Here is a 13,338-nt window from a genome sequence, read left to right as displayed (position 1 = left end):
GAGGACCCCGGCGAGTCCGGGGTGTCGTACGGCGGCGTGGTGGTCAGGGCCGGACGGGGCCGCGAGGCCCGGAGCGTCGTACGGCGGTGGCACGGGGGCAGTGGGTGGAGGTCAGGGGTGTCGTACGGCGGTGGCACGGGGGTCAGCGGGCGTCAGCGAGCGGAGGTCAGGGCCGGGCGCGGCCCGGGGTGTCCTACGGCGACGGCACAGGGGTCAGCGGGCATCGGCGGGCATCAGTGGGCGGAGGTCAGGGTCGGGCGGGGGAGGGCCGCGAGGTCCGGAGCACGCAGATAGGCCAGCACCGTCTCCTCCAGGTTCACCGGGCGGGAGGTCCAGCGCGGGTCGGGCGGCGGAGTGCCGTCCCGGACGAGCAGGGTGGCCTGGCGCCCCGTCCCGCACCGCGAGATCACCGGCAGCCGGGCGGCGAGCGCGTCGGCGCCCTCGGCGGGGCCGGTCAGCAGGCGGTGTCCGGCCACCAGTTCGTCGATGTCGCCGCTGACCTGTACCCGGCCCCTGTTGACCACCAGCAGCCAGTCGCAGGTCCCCTCCAGCTCCGACACCACGTGGGAGGAGAGCAACACGGTCAGCCCGGTCTCGGCGACCGCCGTCATCAGGCCGCGCGTCACCTCCTGGCGGGCCAGCGGGTCGAGGTCGGCCAGCGGCTCGTCCAGCACCAGCAGGTCCGGGCGCTTGGCCAGCGCGACGGTGAGCGCCACCTGTGTCCGCTGCCCGCCCGACAGCCCGCCGACCTTGCGGCCGAGCGGGATGTCCAGCTCCGCCAGCCGCCCCCTGGCCGCCGCGTCGTCCCACCGGGGATTGAGCCTGCGCCCGAACGTGAGCATCTCGGCCACGCTGAAGCCCGCGTACAACGGCTTGCCCTGGGCCATGAACGCGATCCGCTCCAGGCTCTCGTTCGCGGGCCGCCCGAAGACGCGAACGGTTCCCGTGGTCGGAGAGAGCAGGCCGACGGCCAAATTGAGCAGGGTCGACTTGCCCGCGCCGTTGGGACCCACCAGCGCGACCACCCGCCCGGACGGCACCGCCACCGAGCAGTCACGCAGTGCCCAGGTCCGCCGGTAACGCCTGCCCAGGGCCTCGGTCTCCAGAGCGGTCACACGATCTCCTCGGGCACGGTCTCCATGGCGATTACACGATAGGCCTGGGTCTTCATGGCGGTCACGTGATCTCCTCGGGTCCGGTCTCCATGGCGGTTACACGATGGGCCCGGCTTTCCAGGGCGGTCATGACCTCCTCGCGGGCCTCGGTATCCATGGCGGTTACACGATGGGCCCGGGTTTCCACGGCGGTCATGCGGCCCCCTCGCGGGCCTCGGTATTCATGGCGGTCACGCGCTCTCCTCGCGAGCCTCGCCGGAGAAGCCGGTCAGGACGGAGGCGACCAGCGCCTCCAGATCCTCCAGGTCCAGGCCCGCCTCGTGTCCGTCGCGTACCCAGCGCACCAGGTCCGCGCGCAGCCGCGCGCGGTCGCCCATGGAGGTCTGACCCAGCGACCGCTCTACGAACGTGCCCTGCCCCGGCCGCCCGACGACCAGCCCTTCACGTTCCAGTTCGCGGTACGCCTTCAGCACCGTGTTCGGATTGATCGCCAGCTGGGTCACGACCTCCTTGGCCGTCGGCAGCCGGTCGCCCGGCCGCAGCACGCCGAGCCGCAGCGCGTGCCGGACCTGATGCACCAGCTGGAGGTACGTCGCCACCCCCGAACCCCGATCGAGGCGGAATTCGATCAACGTCCACACCCTTTCACTAATTAAGTAGTGAAAGGGTGGAGCTGAGGCCGGAGAATGTCAAGCCCGGCCCTTCACACTCAACGTGGTACGGCGGGAGGACCCACTGGTTCCACTGGACTTCCCCCGGCAGCCGGGGTCGCCGGACAGCCAGACCATGACGGGGAGATCCGATCACGAGCGGGACCGCCGGACCGCCCTCATCCCCACGTGCGCGGACCGCCGGATTCAGGATGCCCCGGCCGCGCGCAGACCACCTCCCGAGCCCGTGTCGTCTCCCTTGTCCGTGGCACCTCCTGAGCTCGTACTGCCTCTCTCCTTGTCCGTGGTGAAGAGGCGGTCGAGGTGGTAGTCGATGACGCGGCGGACCTCGGCCACGGTGCGTCGTCCATGGAGGACGTCCATGCCCAGCCCGGTGACACCGGCCACCAGGAGGTCGGCCTCGTGGCGCGGGTCGAGCCCCGGCGCGGCCGTCCCGTCGTCCCGCGCCCGCTCGATGACCCCGGCGACCAGCTGTTCGAGGGGCTGGGCGTCGTGCAGGAAGGCCGAGGCCAGCGCGGGATCGGTGAGGCTGCGGGCGTAGTAGGCGGCGAGCACCCGCAGGCTCGCCCGGCGCTGCTCGTCCAGCGGCAGGAACTCGCCCAGGATCGCCCGCAGCAGGGCCCGGGAGTCGGAGGGGTCGACCGAGGCCATTCGTACCCGGGAGTGCCGCTCGTTGTCCTCGTTCAGCAGTTGGAACGCGGAGACGAGGAGCCGGTGCTTGCTGTCGAAGTGGTACTGGACCACGCGCGGTGACACCCCGGCCTCGGCGGCGATCTCCCGGATGCTCGCCGCGTCCAGCCCGCGCTCGGCGGCGACGCGCCAGAGCGCCTCGGCGATCTCGCGGCGCCTGGACGACCGCGCGCCCGGCTCGGGCGCCGCGGGCGCGGGAGGCGGATTTTTCCGCCGCCGGTACGCCTTGGCCTGGCAGCCGCGCGAGCAGTACGCCGGAGGCCGCCCTCGTGTCACCACCGGCAGCGGGGCACGGCAGACCCGGCAGGCAGGCTTTCTTTCGTCACGCACCCTCACAGCATAATCCCAATAATGTGTGATGTAAGTCATTAATAGCCCAGGCCAGACCCGATTAACTTAATGATCTTTTGATACGTTCGTACCGTCATCGGGTGATGCGTAAGGAGACTGACGATGAACGAGGCCTGGTATCGGCTCGGAATGCTTCTGGTACTCGCCGCGGGTGTCTGGGAGGGGCCGATAGCGATCATCTTCCGCCTGTTCACCGACAAGGGCCCCAACGTCCTGGCCGCGGCCAACTACCTGCCCGCCCCCTGGTGCTACCTCGCGGCCGTGGCCGCGACGATCGCCGCCTTCGCCGTGATCGCGCTCCTGGACGCCCGGCACAAGCGGGCATTGGCACGCGGGGAGCGGCCGGGAGGCGAGTGATCGTTACCCGTTCCGAGGTCCGGCCGGGGTGGACTCGTGTGTTGGTCCGCGTAGGTGCTAGCCTGGACGTAGTTGCGGTTGTGGTACCCATGAAACTTTGTGTGCACCTGACGGATAACCCTTCAGGTGCATTTTGTTTTCCCGGTCATCTCCGGATGGGCTCATCGCGGCGACGCGAGATCCACGTGGTGTGGATCTCGGCTCTGCCCCCTATCGAAGGAGAATGATCATGGCGACTGGAACCGTTAAGTGGTTCAACGCTGAAAAGGGCTTCGGCTTCATCGAGCAGGACGGCGGCGGCGCCGACGTCTTCGCTCACTACTCCAACATCGCCGCCCAGGGCTACCGTGAGCTGCAGGAAGGCCAGAAGGTCTCCTTCGACGTCACGCAGGGCCAGAAGGGCCCGCAGGCGGAGAACATCGTTCCCGCCTAGTAGCACCTGCCATCACGGGCCGGGGCCCGCACCTCTCAGAGGTGCGGGCCCCGGCTCGTTTCGTCATGATCCACGGCGTACGAGGACAGGAGCCCCCCACGAACGAGATCCGACAGCAATCAACAATTCAAACTAACGCCAAACAAACACCATCTTTACGGACACAACACCAAGAACGAATCCAAAAGCAAAATCCGCGTAGCGGCAAACCGCCCCGCAGACGCAGCGAAGGCGTACATCTCACCAAAAGCAGGATCACCCCCACAGACGCAAGCCCGGCAAGCCACCCAAACACGGCGACGCCCCGGCCCCATCCCCGCGCGGGGGTGGTTCGCCAATACCATCGGACTTCTAATCCGACGGTCGGTCGTCCCCGCGCCCGCAGGGGTGGTTCGGAGGAGTGAATGGGCAACCTGAACTACGACCCATCGTCCCTGAGACTGCGGGGATGCTACTAGCTCACGTGTCCACCTGCGGATTTCCGCGGTGTCGGCCCCGTGTCTGCGGGGATGGTCAGGGGAGTATGAGGTTTCAGACTGGTCAGATGTCGGTCCCGCGTTCGGGGGCGGTGACGAACCGTTTTTTCGGCTCGCCGGAGGACTGGGCATCGGCCGGTCATGCCTGCGGAACCGGTCGAAGCCGATGAGAATTCCGGCGTCACCGCCTGACGTACCTGTGGAACTACTCGGATGGGATCGTCCGGGTGACTTGGACGGTGCGGCGCAGGCGGCCGTCGGCGGCCAGTTCTCCGAACATGTAGATCTCGGTGGCGATGGTGCCGCCCTTGCGTAGCTCCGCGACGAGCCGATATCGGGCGGCGACCTGGTCGCCGTCCACCAGCGCCTGCTCCACCTCGACACGGAGACCGGTGGCCCGTTTGCGGGCCGGGGAGATGTGGTCGAGCAGTCGCTTCCGGTCCAGCCGCACACCGTCGTTGACCAGCTCGTAGTCCGGCGTGTGGTAGCGGTCCAGCACGGTCGCCGGATCCTCGTCGCCCAGCCCCGCCTCCTGCGGATAGCGGACCAGATAGCCGGTCAGGTCGGTACGGGGCGTCATTCGATCTCCCTGAATCAACTTATCTTTGACATCGTGTCTACGATAATGCCGGATGGTAGATTAGACAACGTGTCAGAGATAACGGGTGGCCGGCGCCGCCGACGGCGTTCGGACGCCGAGCGCAGCGCCGCCTCCGTCCTCGACGCCGCCGTCCAGGTGCTCGGCCGGCATCCGGACGCGAAGGTGGAAGAGGTCGCCGCCACGGCCGGTGTCACCCGCCAGACCGTGTACGCCCACTACCCGTCCCGGCCGCTGCTGGTGGCCGCGGTCATCGACCACATCACCGCCGAGGCCGTCGCCGCCCTCGACGTCGCCGACATGGACAGCGGCACCGCCAGGGAGGCGCTGCTGCGCTGGCTGGATGTCGCCTGGCGGCTCTTCGACCGGTATCCGCTGCTCCTGCACCCCTCGGCGACCGCCGACCCGGCTGACTCCGACCGCCAGCACGCCGGGGTCGTCGAGCGCCTGGAGAAGCTGATCAGGCGTGGCCAGGCCGCCGGGGAGTTCGACGGCACCCTCAGCCCGGCCTGGCTGGTCTCCGTGACCATCGCGCTCGGTCACGCGGCCGGTGGCGAGGTCGCCGCCGGCCGCATGACCACCGCGCAGACGGCGGAAGCACTGCGCCACAGCGTCCTGCGCGTGTACGGCGCCCGCGAGCCCTGATCGGTGACGTTCCCCGCCACTCCGGTGTCCGCACGATTCTCTCGGCGCATTCGGGTGACGCGCCCGGCCCGGATGGCGAGACGACGCCGGTGGGCGAGCTCGATCTCAAGCACGGCACGGAGGGGTTTTCGGCTCTCCGTCGAATAGTCAGCGGTGGCCCGCCGGAGTGTCCGGCGTTGCGGTTGGGCGAGACGGTACACGGGTGCCCCCCGGTCGGAGTCGTGTGAGAGATCGTGACGAACACGTCCTCGTGATCTCGCCCCCTCCTGTCCCGCTCGGTGATGGTATGGGAGATCATGGGGGTTCCTCCGCCCGGATATCGTGCCACGTGGTCTCATGACAAACAGGCCGGGAGCGGGGGAGTCCTCGTCGGCCGGTCCGGCCACCACGCACCGGAGGTTGATCTTGCAGGGAGCACTCGGCGACATCGTCGTCCTCGATCTCTCTCGCGCGCTCGCGGGCCCGCACGCCGCGCAGATGCTCGGCGATCTGGGTGCCAGGGTGATCAAGGTGGAGCATCCCGCGGGGGGTGACGAGTCGCGGGGCTGGGGGCCGCCGTTCGTGGGGCCAAATCACGATATTTCCACGTACTTCCTGGCGGCCAACCGCAACAAGCAGTCGATCGCCGTCGACCTCAAGTCCGCCGAGGGCAGAGCGCTCATCGAGCGGCTGGTGCGGCAGAGCGACGTGCTGGTGGAGAACTTCCGCACCGGGGTCCTGGACCGGCTGGGCTTCTCCGTCGAGCGGCTGCACGAGCTCAACCCCCGGCTGGTCATCCTGTCGATCACCGGTTTCGGCCACGACGGCCCCGAGGGCGGCAGGCCCGGCTACGACCAGATCGCGCAGGGCGAGGCGGGGCTGATGAGCCTGACCGGCCCGTCGGCCGAGGAGCCGTACCGGGTGGGCGCCTCGGTCGCTGACCTGCTCGGGGGGATCCACGGCGCGTACGGGGTGGTCGCCGCGCTCTACGAGCGGGAGCGGACCGGGCGGGGCAAGGTCGTGCGGACCTCGCTGCTGGCCGCGGTGACCGGGGTGCACTCCTACCACGGCACGGCCTGGACGGTCGGCGGCCGGGTGCCCCGGGCCGGTGGCAACCACCACGCCTCCATCGCCCCGTACGGCGCCTTCCGCTGTGCCGACGGCATGATCCAGATCGCGGCGGCGAACGACGCGCAGTGGCGCAAGGTCGCCGCCCTGCTGGACATAGACCCAGATGTGGCGAAATATGCGACCAACAGGGAGAGATTCGCGCATCGGGATGAGCTGATCGCCGACATGGAGCAGGCGCTCACCAAGCACGACAGGGGCCACTGGCTGGCCGCGCTCGGCGAGGCCGGGGTGCCCGCCGGGGCCATCAGGTCCATCGACGAGGTCTACGCCTGGGACCAGACCCGTTCCCAGGGCCTGGTCGTCGAGGTGGACCACCCCGTGCTCGGCGCCATCGAGCTGCCCGGACCCCCGCTGCGCTTCGACGGCGACCCTCCCGTGCGCCACACCGCCCCGCCCGCCCTCGGCGAGCACGACGACGAGGTCCTCGCCTGGCTGGAGGAGCGGGAGCGATGACAGGCACACCCCCCGCCCACGCCCGCGTGCCGTCCCGCGGAGCGCGGGCATGACCCCGGCGCGGCCCGACGCGCGCACGCTGATCGACACCTTCCTCGACCCCGGGACGTGGCGCTCGTGGGACGGGCCGCCCGCCGACCCCGCCGCGCCCGGCTCGGGGTACGCCGAGGAACTGGCCGCCGTCCGGGCCAAGACGGGGTACGACGAGTCGGTGATCTCCGGGGAGGGCCTGCTGGAGGGGCGCCGGGTGGCGATCGTCGCGTGCGAGTTCTCCTTCCTGGCCGGTTCGATCGGGGTGGCCGCCGCCGAGCGGCTCACCTCGGCGGTCGAGCGGGCCACCGCCGAGGGACTCCCGCTGCTGGCCGCCCCCGCCTCGGGCGGGACCCGGATGCAGGAGGGCGCGGTGGCCTTCGTCCAGATGGTGAAGATCACCGCCGCCGTGGCCGCGCACCGGGCCGCGGGACTGCCGTACGTCGTCTACCTGCGCCATCCCACCACCGGCGGCGTTCTCGCCTCCTGGGGGTCGCTCGGGCACGTCACCGCCGCCGAGCCGGGCGCGCTGATCGGGTTCCTGGGGCCGAGGGTGTTCGAGTCGCTGCACGGCTACCCCTTCCCCGAGGGGGTCCAGGTCGCGGAGAACCTCTTCGCCCACGGCCTGGTCGACGCCGTCGTGTCGGCGCGGGACGCCCGGCGGGTCGCCGTACGGGCGCTCGCCGTGCTGTGCGCCCCCCGCCGGGGCCTGGATCCGGGGCCCGAGCCGGACGAGCGGGTCACGGCGGTCCAGGCGTGGGACGCGATCAGCCGTTCCCGCCGCGACGACCGCCCCGGGGTACGGGCGCTGCTCAAGCTCGGCGCCTCCGACGTCACCCCGCTCAACGGCACCGGTGTGGGCGAGAACGACCCCGGGCTGATCCTCGCCCTGGCCAGGTTCGGCGAGGCTCCCGCGGTCGTGCTCGGCCAGGACCGGCGGCACCAGCGGATCGACGCCCCGCTCGGCCCGGCCGGGCTCCGGGTCGCCAGGCGGGGCATGCGCCTCGCCTCCGAGCTGGGACTGCCGCTGGTCACCGTGATCGACACCGCCGGGGCCGCGCTGTCCAAGGCGGCCGAGGAGCACGGCCTGTCCGCGGAGATCGCGCGTTCCGTGGCCGACCTGGTGATGCTCGACGCCCCGACCGTGTGCCTGCTGCTGGGGGAGGGCGCGGGCGGTGCCGCCCTCGCGCTGCTCCCCGCCGACCGGGTGCTCTGTGCCCAGCACGGCTGGCTGTCGCCGCTGTCTCCCGAGGGGGCCTCGGCGCTGCTGTACCGGAGCGTCGACTTCGCCCCGGAGATCGCCGCGGCGCAGGGGGTGCGCTCCACCGACCTGCGCCGGAACGGCCTCGTCGACCGGATCATCCCGGAGTTCCCCGACGCCGCGTACGAGCCGGAGGCGTTCTGCGCCCGGGTCGCGCGCACCCTGGAACACGAGATCGCGGGACTGCTCGGCCAGGCCCCCGCCGACCGCCTCGCCGCCAGGATGGCCCGCTACCGGCGGCTCGGCACGAGCTGAGGGGACGCCCCCGGCCGTCTCCCAGGTCGGGCGCAGGAGCGGTTGACCTCAACAATGGTTGAGGTCTCATCCTGATGACCATGACCAACTCGACTAACCCGACTAACCTGACCGTGGCGGGGAGGCGGGAGTGGGCCGGCCTCGCCGTCCTGGCGCTGCCCGCCCTCCTCGCCTCCCTCGAACTGACCGTCACGAACCTCGCGCTGCCCGCCATCGGCGAGGACCTGGCGGCGAGCGGCACCCAGCTGCTGTGGATCGTGGACGTCTACGCCTTCCTGCTGGCCGGGTCGCTCATCACCATGGGCGCGGTGGGCGACCGGATCGGCCGTCGCAGGTTGCTGCTGATCGGGGCGGTGGCGTACGGGCTGGCCTCGGTCCTGGCCGCCTACGCGCCCGACGCCGGGAGCCTGATCGTCGCGCGGGCGCTGATGGGGGTCGCCGGATCGACGCTGATGCCGTCCACGCTGTCCCTGGCCGCGTCCATGTTCCCCGACCCCCGGCAGCGGGCGACGGCCATCGGGATCATCGTCGCCAGCGTCTCGGGGGGCACGGCGATCGGCCCGCTGGTGGGAGGGTGGCTGCTGGAACGCTTCTGGTGGGGGTCGGCGTTCCTGCTGGCCGTACCCTTCATGGCGCTGCTGCTGGTCGCGGGCCCGGCGCTGCTGCCGGAGCGCAGGGACGCCGCCGCGGGGCGGCTGGACGTCCCCGGCGCGCTGCTGTCACTGGGCGCGGTGCTGCCGGTGGTCTACGGGCTCAAGCAGATCGCGGCCGACGGCCCGGAGACGACGTCCGCGGTCGCGGTCGTGACCGGGCTCGCGCTGGCGGCGGCGTTCGTCCGCAGGCAGCGTACGTCGGCCGATCCGCTCCTCGACCTGCGGCTGTTCGCCGGGCGGACGTTCGGCGCCGCGGCCGGCACGCTGGCACTCGGCATCTTCGTCCTGTGGGGGTCCAACTACGCCGTCGCGCAGTATCTGCAACTCGTGCACGGCCTGTCGCCCCTGGAGGCGGGCCTGTGGACGGCGCCCTCGGCGGTGGGTGTCATCGCCGGATCCCTCCTGGCTCCCAGGATCGCGCGGAGGGTCCGCCCCTCAACCGTGATCGCCACGGGACTGGCGGTGTCCGCCGTCGGCTACCTCGTGCTCACCCGGACGCAGGGGGCGGACGGGCTCGCCGTCCTCGTGTCGGGGGCCGTCGTCGTCTCCGCGGGCCTGGGGCCGATGATGGCGCTCGCCACCGACCTGGTCGTCGGCTCGGCACCGCCCCACCGGGCCGGTGCCGCGGCGGCGATCGCGTCGGTGGCGCCCCAGTTCGGCGGCGCGCTCGGCGTCGCGGTCCTCGGCAGTGTCATCACCGCGGTCTACCGGGGCCGGATCCCCTCGGCCGGGGTCCTCGGGGTCCCCGAGGCCGCCCGCGACAACCTCAACGCGGCGGTGGCGGTCGCGGGGAGCCTTCCCGGACGGCTCGCGTCCGGGCTGCTGGAGGCGGCGCGCGCCGCGTTCGTCCAGGGCTTCCACGTGACCTCGGCGATCAGCGCCGTCCTGATGGCCGGTGCCGCCCTGCTGGTCGCGATCCTGCTCCGCGGTGACGTCCGGAGGTGAGGCACTCCCCGCCGGGTGGCGGGGAGCGTCACGGCTCCGCGCCCTCCGGGGCGAGGGGGACGGGCAGGCGTTCGATCCTGATGGAGAAGACCTCGTCACGGGGCACGACGACCTCGTACGCCCCGTGGTCGACCATCCAGTAACCCAGCGCCTCGGCCTTCATCCCGCTGTGCCCGGTGTAGGCGATGTGCAGGCTCTCCTCGCCGTTCTCCTCGGAGACGTCGAGGACCAGGCACGGCTCCCCGCCGAACGCGCCGACCGTGCGGACCAGCACCAGCCAGTCGAGGTCCTCGCGGGCGACGACCAGCCGCCAGTAGCCGGAGGCCGCCTCGAAGCCCTTCTGGGCCTCCTCGTTGAACAGCACCACCTCGGCGCCGCCGGGACCGAGGGCCGCGGCGTACGTACGGCCGGAGTAGCGGGCGGCGAACCCCGAGGCGACCGGCTCGATCTCGGCGCTCATGAGGCGGGCCGCCAGCTCAGGCCGTCGTAGCGGCCGAAGAGGTGCTCCTCGCCGGGGACGGTGTGGATGATCTCCGCTCCCGCGGGGATCGGCATGGGCGTGGTGTGGAACTGCGGCACGACGTGCTCCCGCGAGGTGGTGAAGCCGTTTCCGGCGAAGGGCGGTGAATCGTTCCAGTCACCACCCATGTGCGGGCCGTACGGCACGACGTAGGCGTCCATGTCGCGGGCGAACCAGCGCATCAGGTAGATCTCCGGGACCGTCGCGGTCAGCTCCGAGCCCTCGAACCCCAGGTCGAGACCGGCGAAGAGCTGCGCGGGGGTGGTCAGCCGCGCGCAGTCCTGAACCCGGTACACGTACCCCGAGATCACGGTGCGTCTGCCGGCCAGATAGGGCACGAGCAGCCGAGGCGGGATGACCTTCTGCATCTGCGTTCTACGCCCAGGTGGCTCACTCACGGTCGGCATTTTACGATCCGCCGCCCTGGAGCCGCCGGTGTTCCAGGCACGGCACGGCATTCCGGGTGGCAATCGTGATCTGAGAGTCGATTTCGCATATATGTACGGCGGGACTGGGGCCCATATCGGTGCGTATCACTCCCATTGGATCGACGAGCATGCTCCGCCCGATCCCGAAGCCGTCGTGGGCCTCCGGGTTCGGCGCCTGACCCACGGCCGCGACCCAGGCGGTGTTCTCGATCGCGCGGGCCCTGACGAGGGTGGTCCAGTGCTCCTCCTTCATCGGCCCGGAACCCCAGGCGGCGATCACCGCGAAGACCTCGGCCCCCAGGTCGACCAGGGCGCGGGTGAGCTCGGGGAAGCGGACGTCGTAGCAGGTGACCAGGCCCACCCGGAGCCCGGCCAGCTCGACCACGACCGGGGTGTCACCCGGCGCGACCAGCTCGGACTCGCGGGCGCCGAAGGAGTCGAACAGGTGGATCTTCCGGTAGGAGGCCTCGACCGAGCCCGAGGGGCCGATGGCGACCGCGGTGTTGTACACCCGGCCCTCGACGGGCTCGAACACCCCCGCGATCACCGCGAGGCCGTGCTCCCGCGCCGCCGAGGCCAGCCCGGTGACGAACGGCCCGTCCAGCGGCTGGGCGAGGTCGGTGACGCGCCTGCCGTACCGGGTGAGGGTTGCCTCCGGGAAGATCGCCAGCTCGGCGCCGCCCGAGGCGGCCTCGGCGAGGGCGTCGAGGGCACGGCTCAGGTTGGCGGACGGATCTTCGGCCACCGGAATCTGGCAGAGGGCTATGCGGGTCACGGGTGTGACCCTATCCGTCTGTTCGGCACTCGTTCCAACCACGTCAGGCTCCGCCACGCCCATTCCAGCGGCCCATATCTGAACCTGGACAGCCACGCACGGCTGAACAGCACCTGGAGCACCAGGGTGACGACGGAGAGCGCCACCCCGGCGAGCCGGGTCGTGTCCGCGACGAGCAGCGGTACGAAGAGCAGGATGATCGGCGTGCTCATCAGGTAGTTCGTCAGAGCCATCCGGCCGAGCGGGGCCAGTACCGCCAGCAGGGGGTCGCGCAGCCGGGTCCGCAGCAGGAGCAGCAACCCGGTGCAGTAGGCCGTGGCGGCGGCGAGCCCGGCGGCCGGGTAGACGGCCCCGTAGAAGAGGGCGGGATCCTTGGCGATGCGCACCCAGAGCCAGGTGAGTGTCACGGCCAGCACCACGCTCGTGACGAACGCGGGAAGCAGCAGCCACCCGGGCGGCGGGCGTTCCATCAGGGCCATGCCCAGCACGAACAGGCCGGGGATGAGGATCGTCCCGCCGCCCTGGTGCACCGCCCACGCGGTGAGGGCGACGCCCAGGATCACCACTGCGGGCTGGGGGAAGAACGAGGCGGGCAGCAGGACCACCGCCCCGAAGATCGCGTACGGCAGGAGCACCTCGCCGTGGTTGAAGACCTGGTGGACCGCGCCGAGGGCCGCGAGCACCGCCAGCCTGCGCAGCAGCACGGCCCGGGGGTGGTCGGTCCGCTCGGCCGCCGACCTCAGGAAGAGGACGAAGCTCAGCCCGAACAGGAAGGAGAAGATCGGATAGAACCTGCTCTGCAGCAGGTTGTCGATCGCCCAGTCGACCGCGTTGCGATCGGACTCCTTCAGGTGTTCACGCGTGTGCTGCCAGGTGTTGACCACCATGATCCCGCACACCGCGAGGCCGCGGAGCACGTCGAGCTCGTGGAGCCGGGTCGGTCCGGTGCGGCCGTTCGGTCCTGCGGGTCCGTTGGGCCCGTTCGGTCCGTTGGGCCCGTTTGGTCCGTTCGGTTCCGCCGGTCCGGCCGGTCGGGTCAGTCGGGTCACAGGAAATAGACGTACCACCCCATAATCACCTACGCATAGACGACCCATCCATTCACCGGTACCCGGACGGCCGGGGTGGCGGGCGCGTACCGGCTGGGACGGCCGGGTGGTGGACGGCGTAGCGGCTGGAACGGCCGGGGTGTCGGGCGGCGTGACCGCCGGGATGGCCGGGGTGGTGACTAGTCGGGTGGCCGGGCCGGTGGGGCATGTCCGCCGAAGTGGCCGGGCTGGTTGTCACGGCATGTCCGTCGGGGTGGCTGGAGTGGCCGGGGTGGGTGTGGCGGCGTGTCTGCCGGGGTGGCCGGGGCGGTCGGTTTGTCCCGTGTCCCGGCTCGCCGACCTCCTGAGAGGTCGGACCTATCGACGGAGATTTGGGCGGGTGTGCCCTGCCCGTTCGGAGGGATGTCCGGAAAACCATGCGTATGGGAACGATGCAATGGGGAGGCCGGGCAATGTTCCCGACGGAGAGTTAGTAATACCTCCTATCTATGACTTGACGGGAATTATCCACCGCTCTACCCTC

General features: G+C 70.9%; 15 protein-coding genes. 6 read left to right on the top strand and 9 right to left on the bottom strand.

Features of this window, described 5'->3' with window-relative positions; genetic code table 11:
- Positions 1–233: 233 nt before the first annotated feature.
- From ACW9TB_RS14870 to ACW9TB_RS14855, 4 genes are all read right to left on the bottom strand, one after another.
- Positions 234–1,115: an ABC transporter ATP-binding protein gene (locus tag ACW9TB_RS14870; RefSeq protein ID WP_472748597.1), complete on the bottom strand. Its 882-nt coding sequence runs from the start codon at positions 1,113–1,115 to the stop codon at positions 234–236.
- A 61-nt stretch (positions 1,116–1,176) separates the two neighbouring features.
- Positions 1,177–1,311 carry a hypothetical protein gene (locus tag ACW9TB_RS14865; protein WP_472748596.1) on the bottom strand — a complete coding sequence of 45 codons (135 nt, stop codon included), beginning with the start codon at positions 1,309–1,311 and terminating at the stop codon, positions 1,177–1,179.
- Positions 1,312–1,345: 34 nt separating this feature from the next.
- Positions 1,346–1,756, bottom strand: a complete 411-nt coding sequence (locus ACW9TB_RS14860; protein WP_472748595.1) for a GntR family transcriptional regulator — start codon at positions 1,754–1,756, stop codon at positions 1,346–1,348.
- A gap of 216 nt (positions 1,757–1,972) precedes the next feature.
- Positions 1,973–2,806, bottom strand: coding sequence for a TetR/AcrR family transcriptional regulator (locus ACW9TB_RS14855; RefSeq protein WP_472748594.1), 834 nt, complete (start codon positions 2,804–2,806; stop codon positions 1,973–1,975).
- A gap of 123 nt (positions 2,807–2,929) precedes the next feature.
- On the opposite strand from ACW9TB_RS14855, the gene ACW9TB_RS14850 reads away from it, so the two are divergent.
- Together ACW9TB_RS14850 and ACW9TB_RS14845 are read left to right on the top strand one after the other, a co-directional pair.
- Positions 2,930–3,184, top strand: coding sequence for a hypothetical protein (locus tag ACW9TB_RS14850; RefSeq protein ID WP_472748593.1), 255 nt, complete (start codon positions 2,930–2,932; stop codon positions 3,182–3,184).
- A 229-nt stretch (positions 3,185–3,413) separates the two neighbouring features.
- Complete coding sequence (locus ACW9TB_RS14845; RefSeq protein ID WP_049562746.1) at positions 3,414–3,617, top strand: cold-shock protein; 204 nt, start codon at positions 3,414–3,416, stop codon at positions 3,615–3,617.
- Positions 3,618–4,298: 681 nt separating this feature from the next.
- On the opposite strand, the gene ACW9TB_RS14840 is transcribed toward ACW9TB_RS14845, so the two are convergent.
- Positions 4,299–4,673, bottom strand: a complete 375-nt coding sequence (locus ACW9TB_RS14840; RefSeq protein WP_472748592.1) for a nuclear transport factor 2 family protein — start codon at positions 4,671–4,673, stop codon at positions 4,299–4,301.
- Positions 4,674–4,742: 69 nt separating this feature from the next.
- On the opposite strand from ACW9TB_RS14840, the gene ACW9TB_RS14835 reads away from it, so the two are divergent.
- From ACW9TB_RS14835 to ACW9TB_RS14820, 4 genes are all read left to right on the top strand, one after another.
- Positions 4,743–5,336 (top strand): TetR/AcrR family transcriptional regulator, encoded by a 594-nt coding sequence (locus ACW9TB_RS14835; RefSeq protein WP_472748591.1) that lies wholly within the window; start codon positions 4,743–4,745, stop codon positions 5,334–5,336.
- A 405-nt stretch (positions 5,337–5,741) separates the two neighbouring features.
- Positions 5,742–6,899, top strand: coding sequence for a CaiB/BaiF CoA transferase family protein (locus ACW9TB_RS14830; protein ID WP_472748590.1), 1,158 nt, complete (start codon positions 5,742–5,744; stop codon positions 6,897–6,899).
- A gap of 49 nt (positions 6,900–6,948) precedes the next feature.
- Positions 6,949–8,445, top strand: a complete 1,497-nt coding sequence (locus ACW9TB_RS14825) for a carboxyl transferase domain-containing protein (protein WP_472748589.1) — start codon at positions 6,949–6,951, stop codon at positions 8,443–8,445.
- 80 nt (positions 8,446–8,525) lie between these two features.
- Positions 8,526–10,043 (top strand): MFS transporter, encoded by a 1,518-nt coding sequence (locus ACW9TB_RS14820; RefSeq protein WP_472748588.1) that lies wholly within the window; start codon positions 8,526–8,528, stop codon positions 10,041–10,043.
- 28 nt (positions 10,044–10,071) lie between these two features.
- Here the strand turns inward: ACW9TB_RS14820 and ACW9TB_RS14815 are convergent, their stop codons facing one another.
- The 4 genes from ACW9TB_RS14815 to ACW9TB_RS14800 are packed head-to-tail and all read right to left on the bottom strand — an operon-like array spanning position 10,072 to position 12,683.
- On the bottom strand, positions 10,072–10,503 hold the full coding sequence (locus ACW9TB_RS14815; protein WP_472748587.1) for a hypothetical protein: 432 nt from the start codon (positions 10,501–10,503) through the stop codon (positions 10,072–10,074).
- On the bottom strand, positions 10,500–10,961 hold the full coding sequence (locus tag ACW9TB_RS14810) for a hypothetical protein (RefSeq protein ID WP_472748586.1): 462 nt from the start codon (positions 10,959–10,961) through the stop codon (positions 10,500–10,502). Before ACW9TB_RS14810 ends, ACW9TB_RS14815 begins: the two co-directional genes overlap by 4 nt.
- 10 nt (positions 10,962–10,971) lie before the next feature.
- Positions 10,972–11,766 (bottom strand): carbon-nitrogen hydrolase family protein, encoded by a 795-nt coding sequence (locus ACW9TB_RS14805; protein ID WP_472748585.1) that lies wholly within the window; start codon positions 11,764–11,766, stop codon positions 10,972–10,974.
- Positions 11,763–12,683, bottom strand: coding sequence for a DUF418 domain-containing protein (locus ACW9TB_RS14800; protein ID WP_472748584.1), 921 nt, complete (start codon positions 12,681–12,683; stop codon positions 11,763–11,765). Before ACW9TB_RS14800 ends, ACW9TB_RS14805 begins: the two co-directional genes overlap by 4 nt.
- Positions 12,684–13,338 lie beyond the last annotated feature (655 nt).

It is taken from the genome of Streptosporangium sp. H13245 (genome assembly GCF_055690525.1).
Note: the sequence above shows the minus strand (reverse complement) of the source record. Positions and strands in the feature narration are given on the sequence as shown.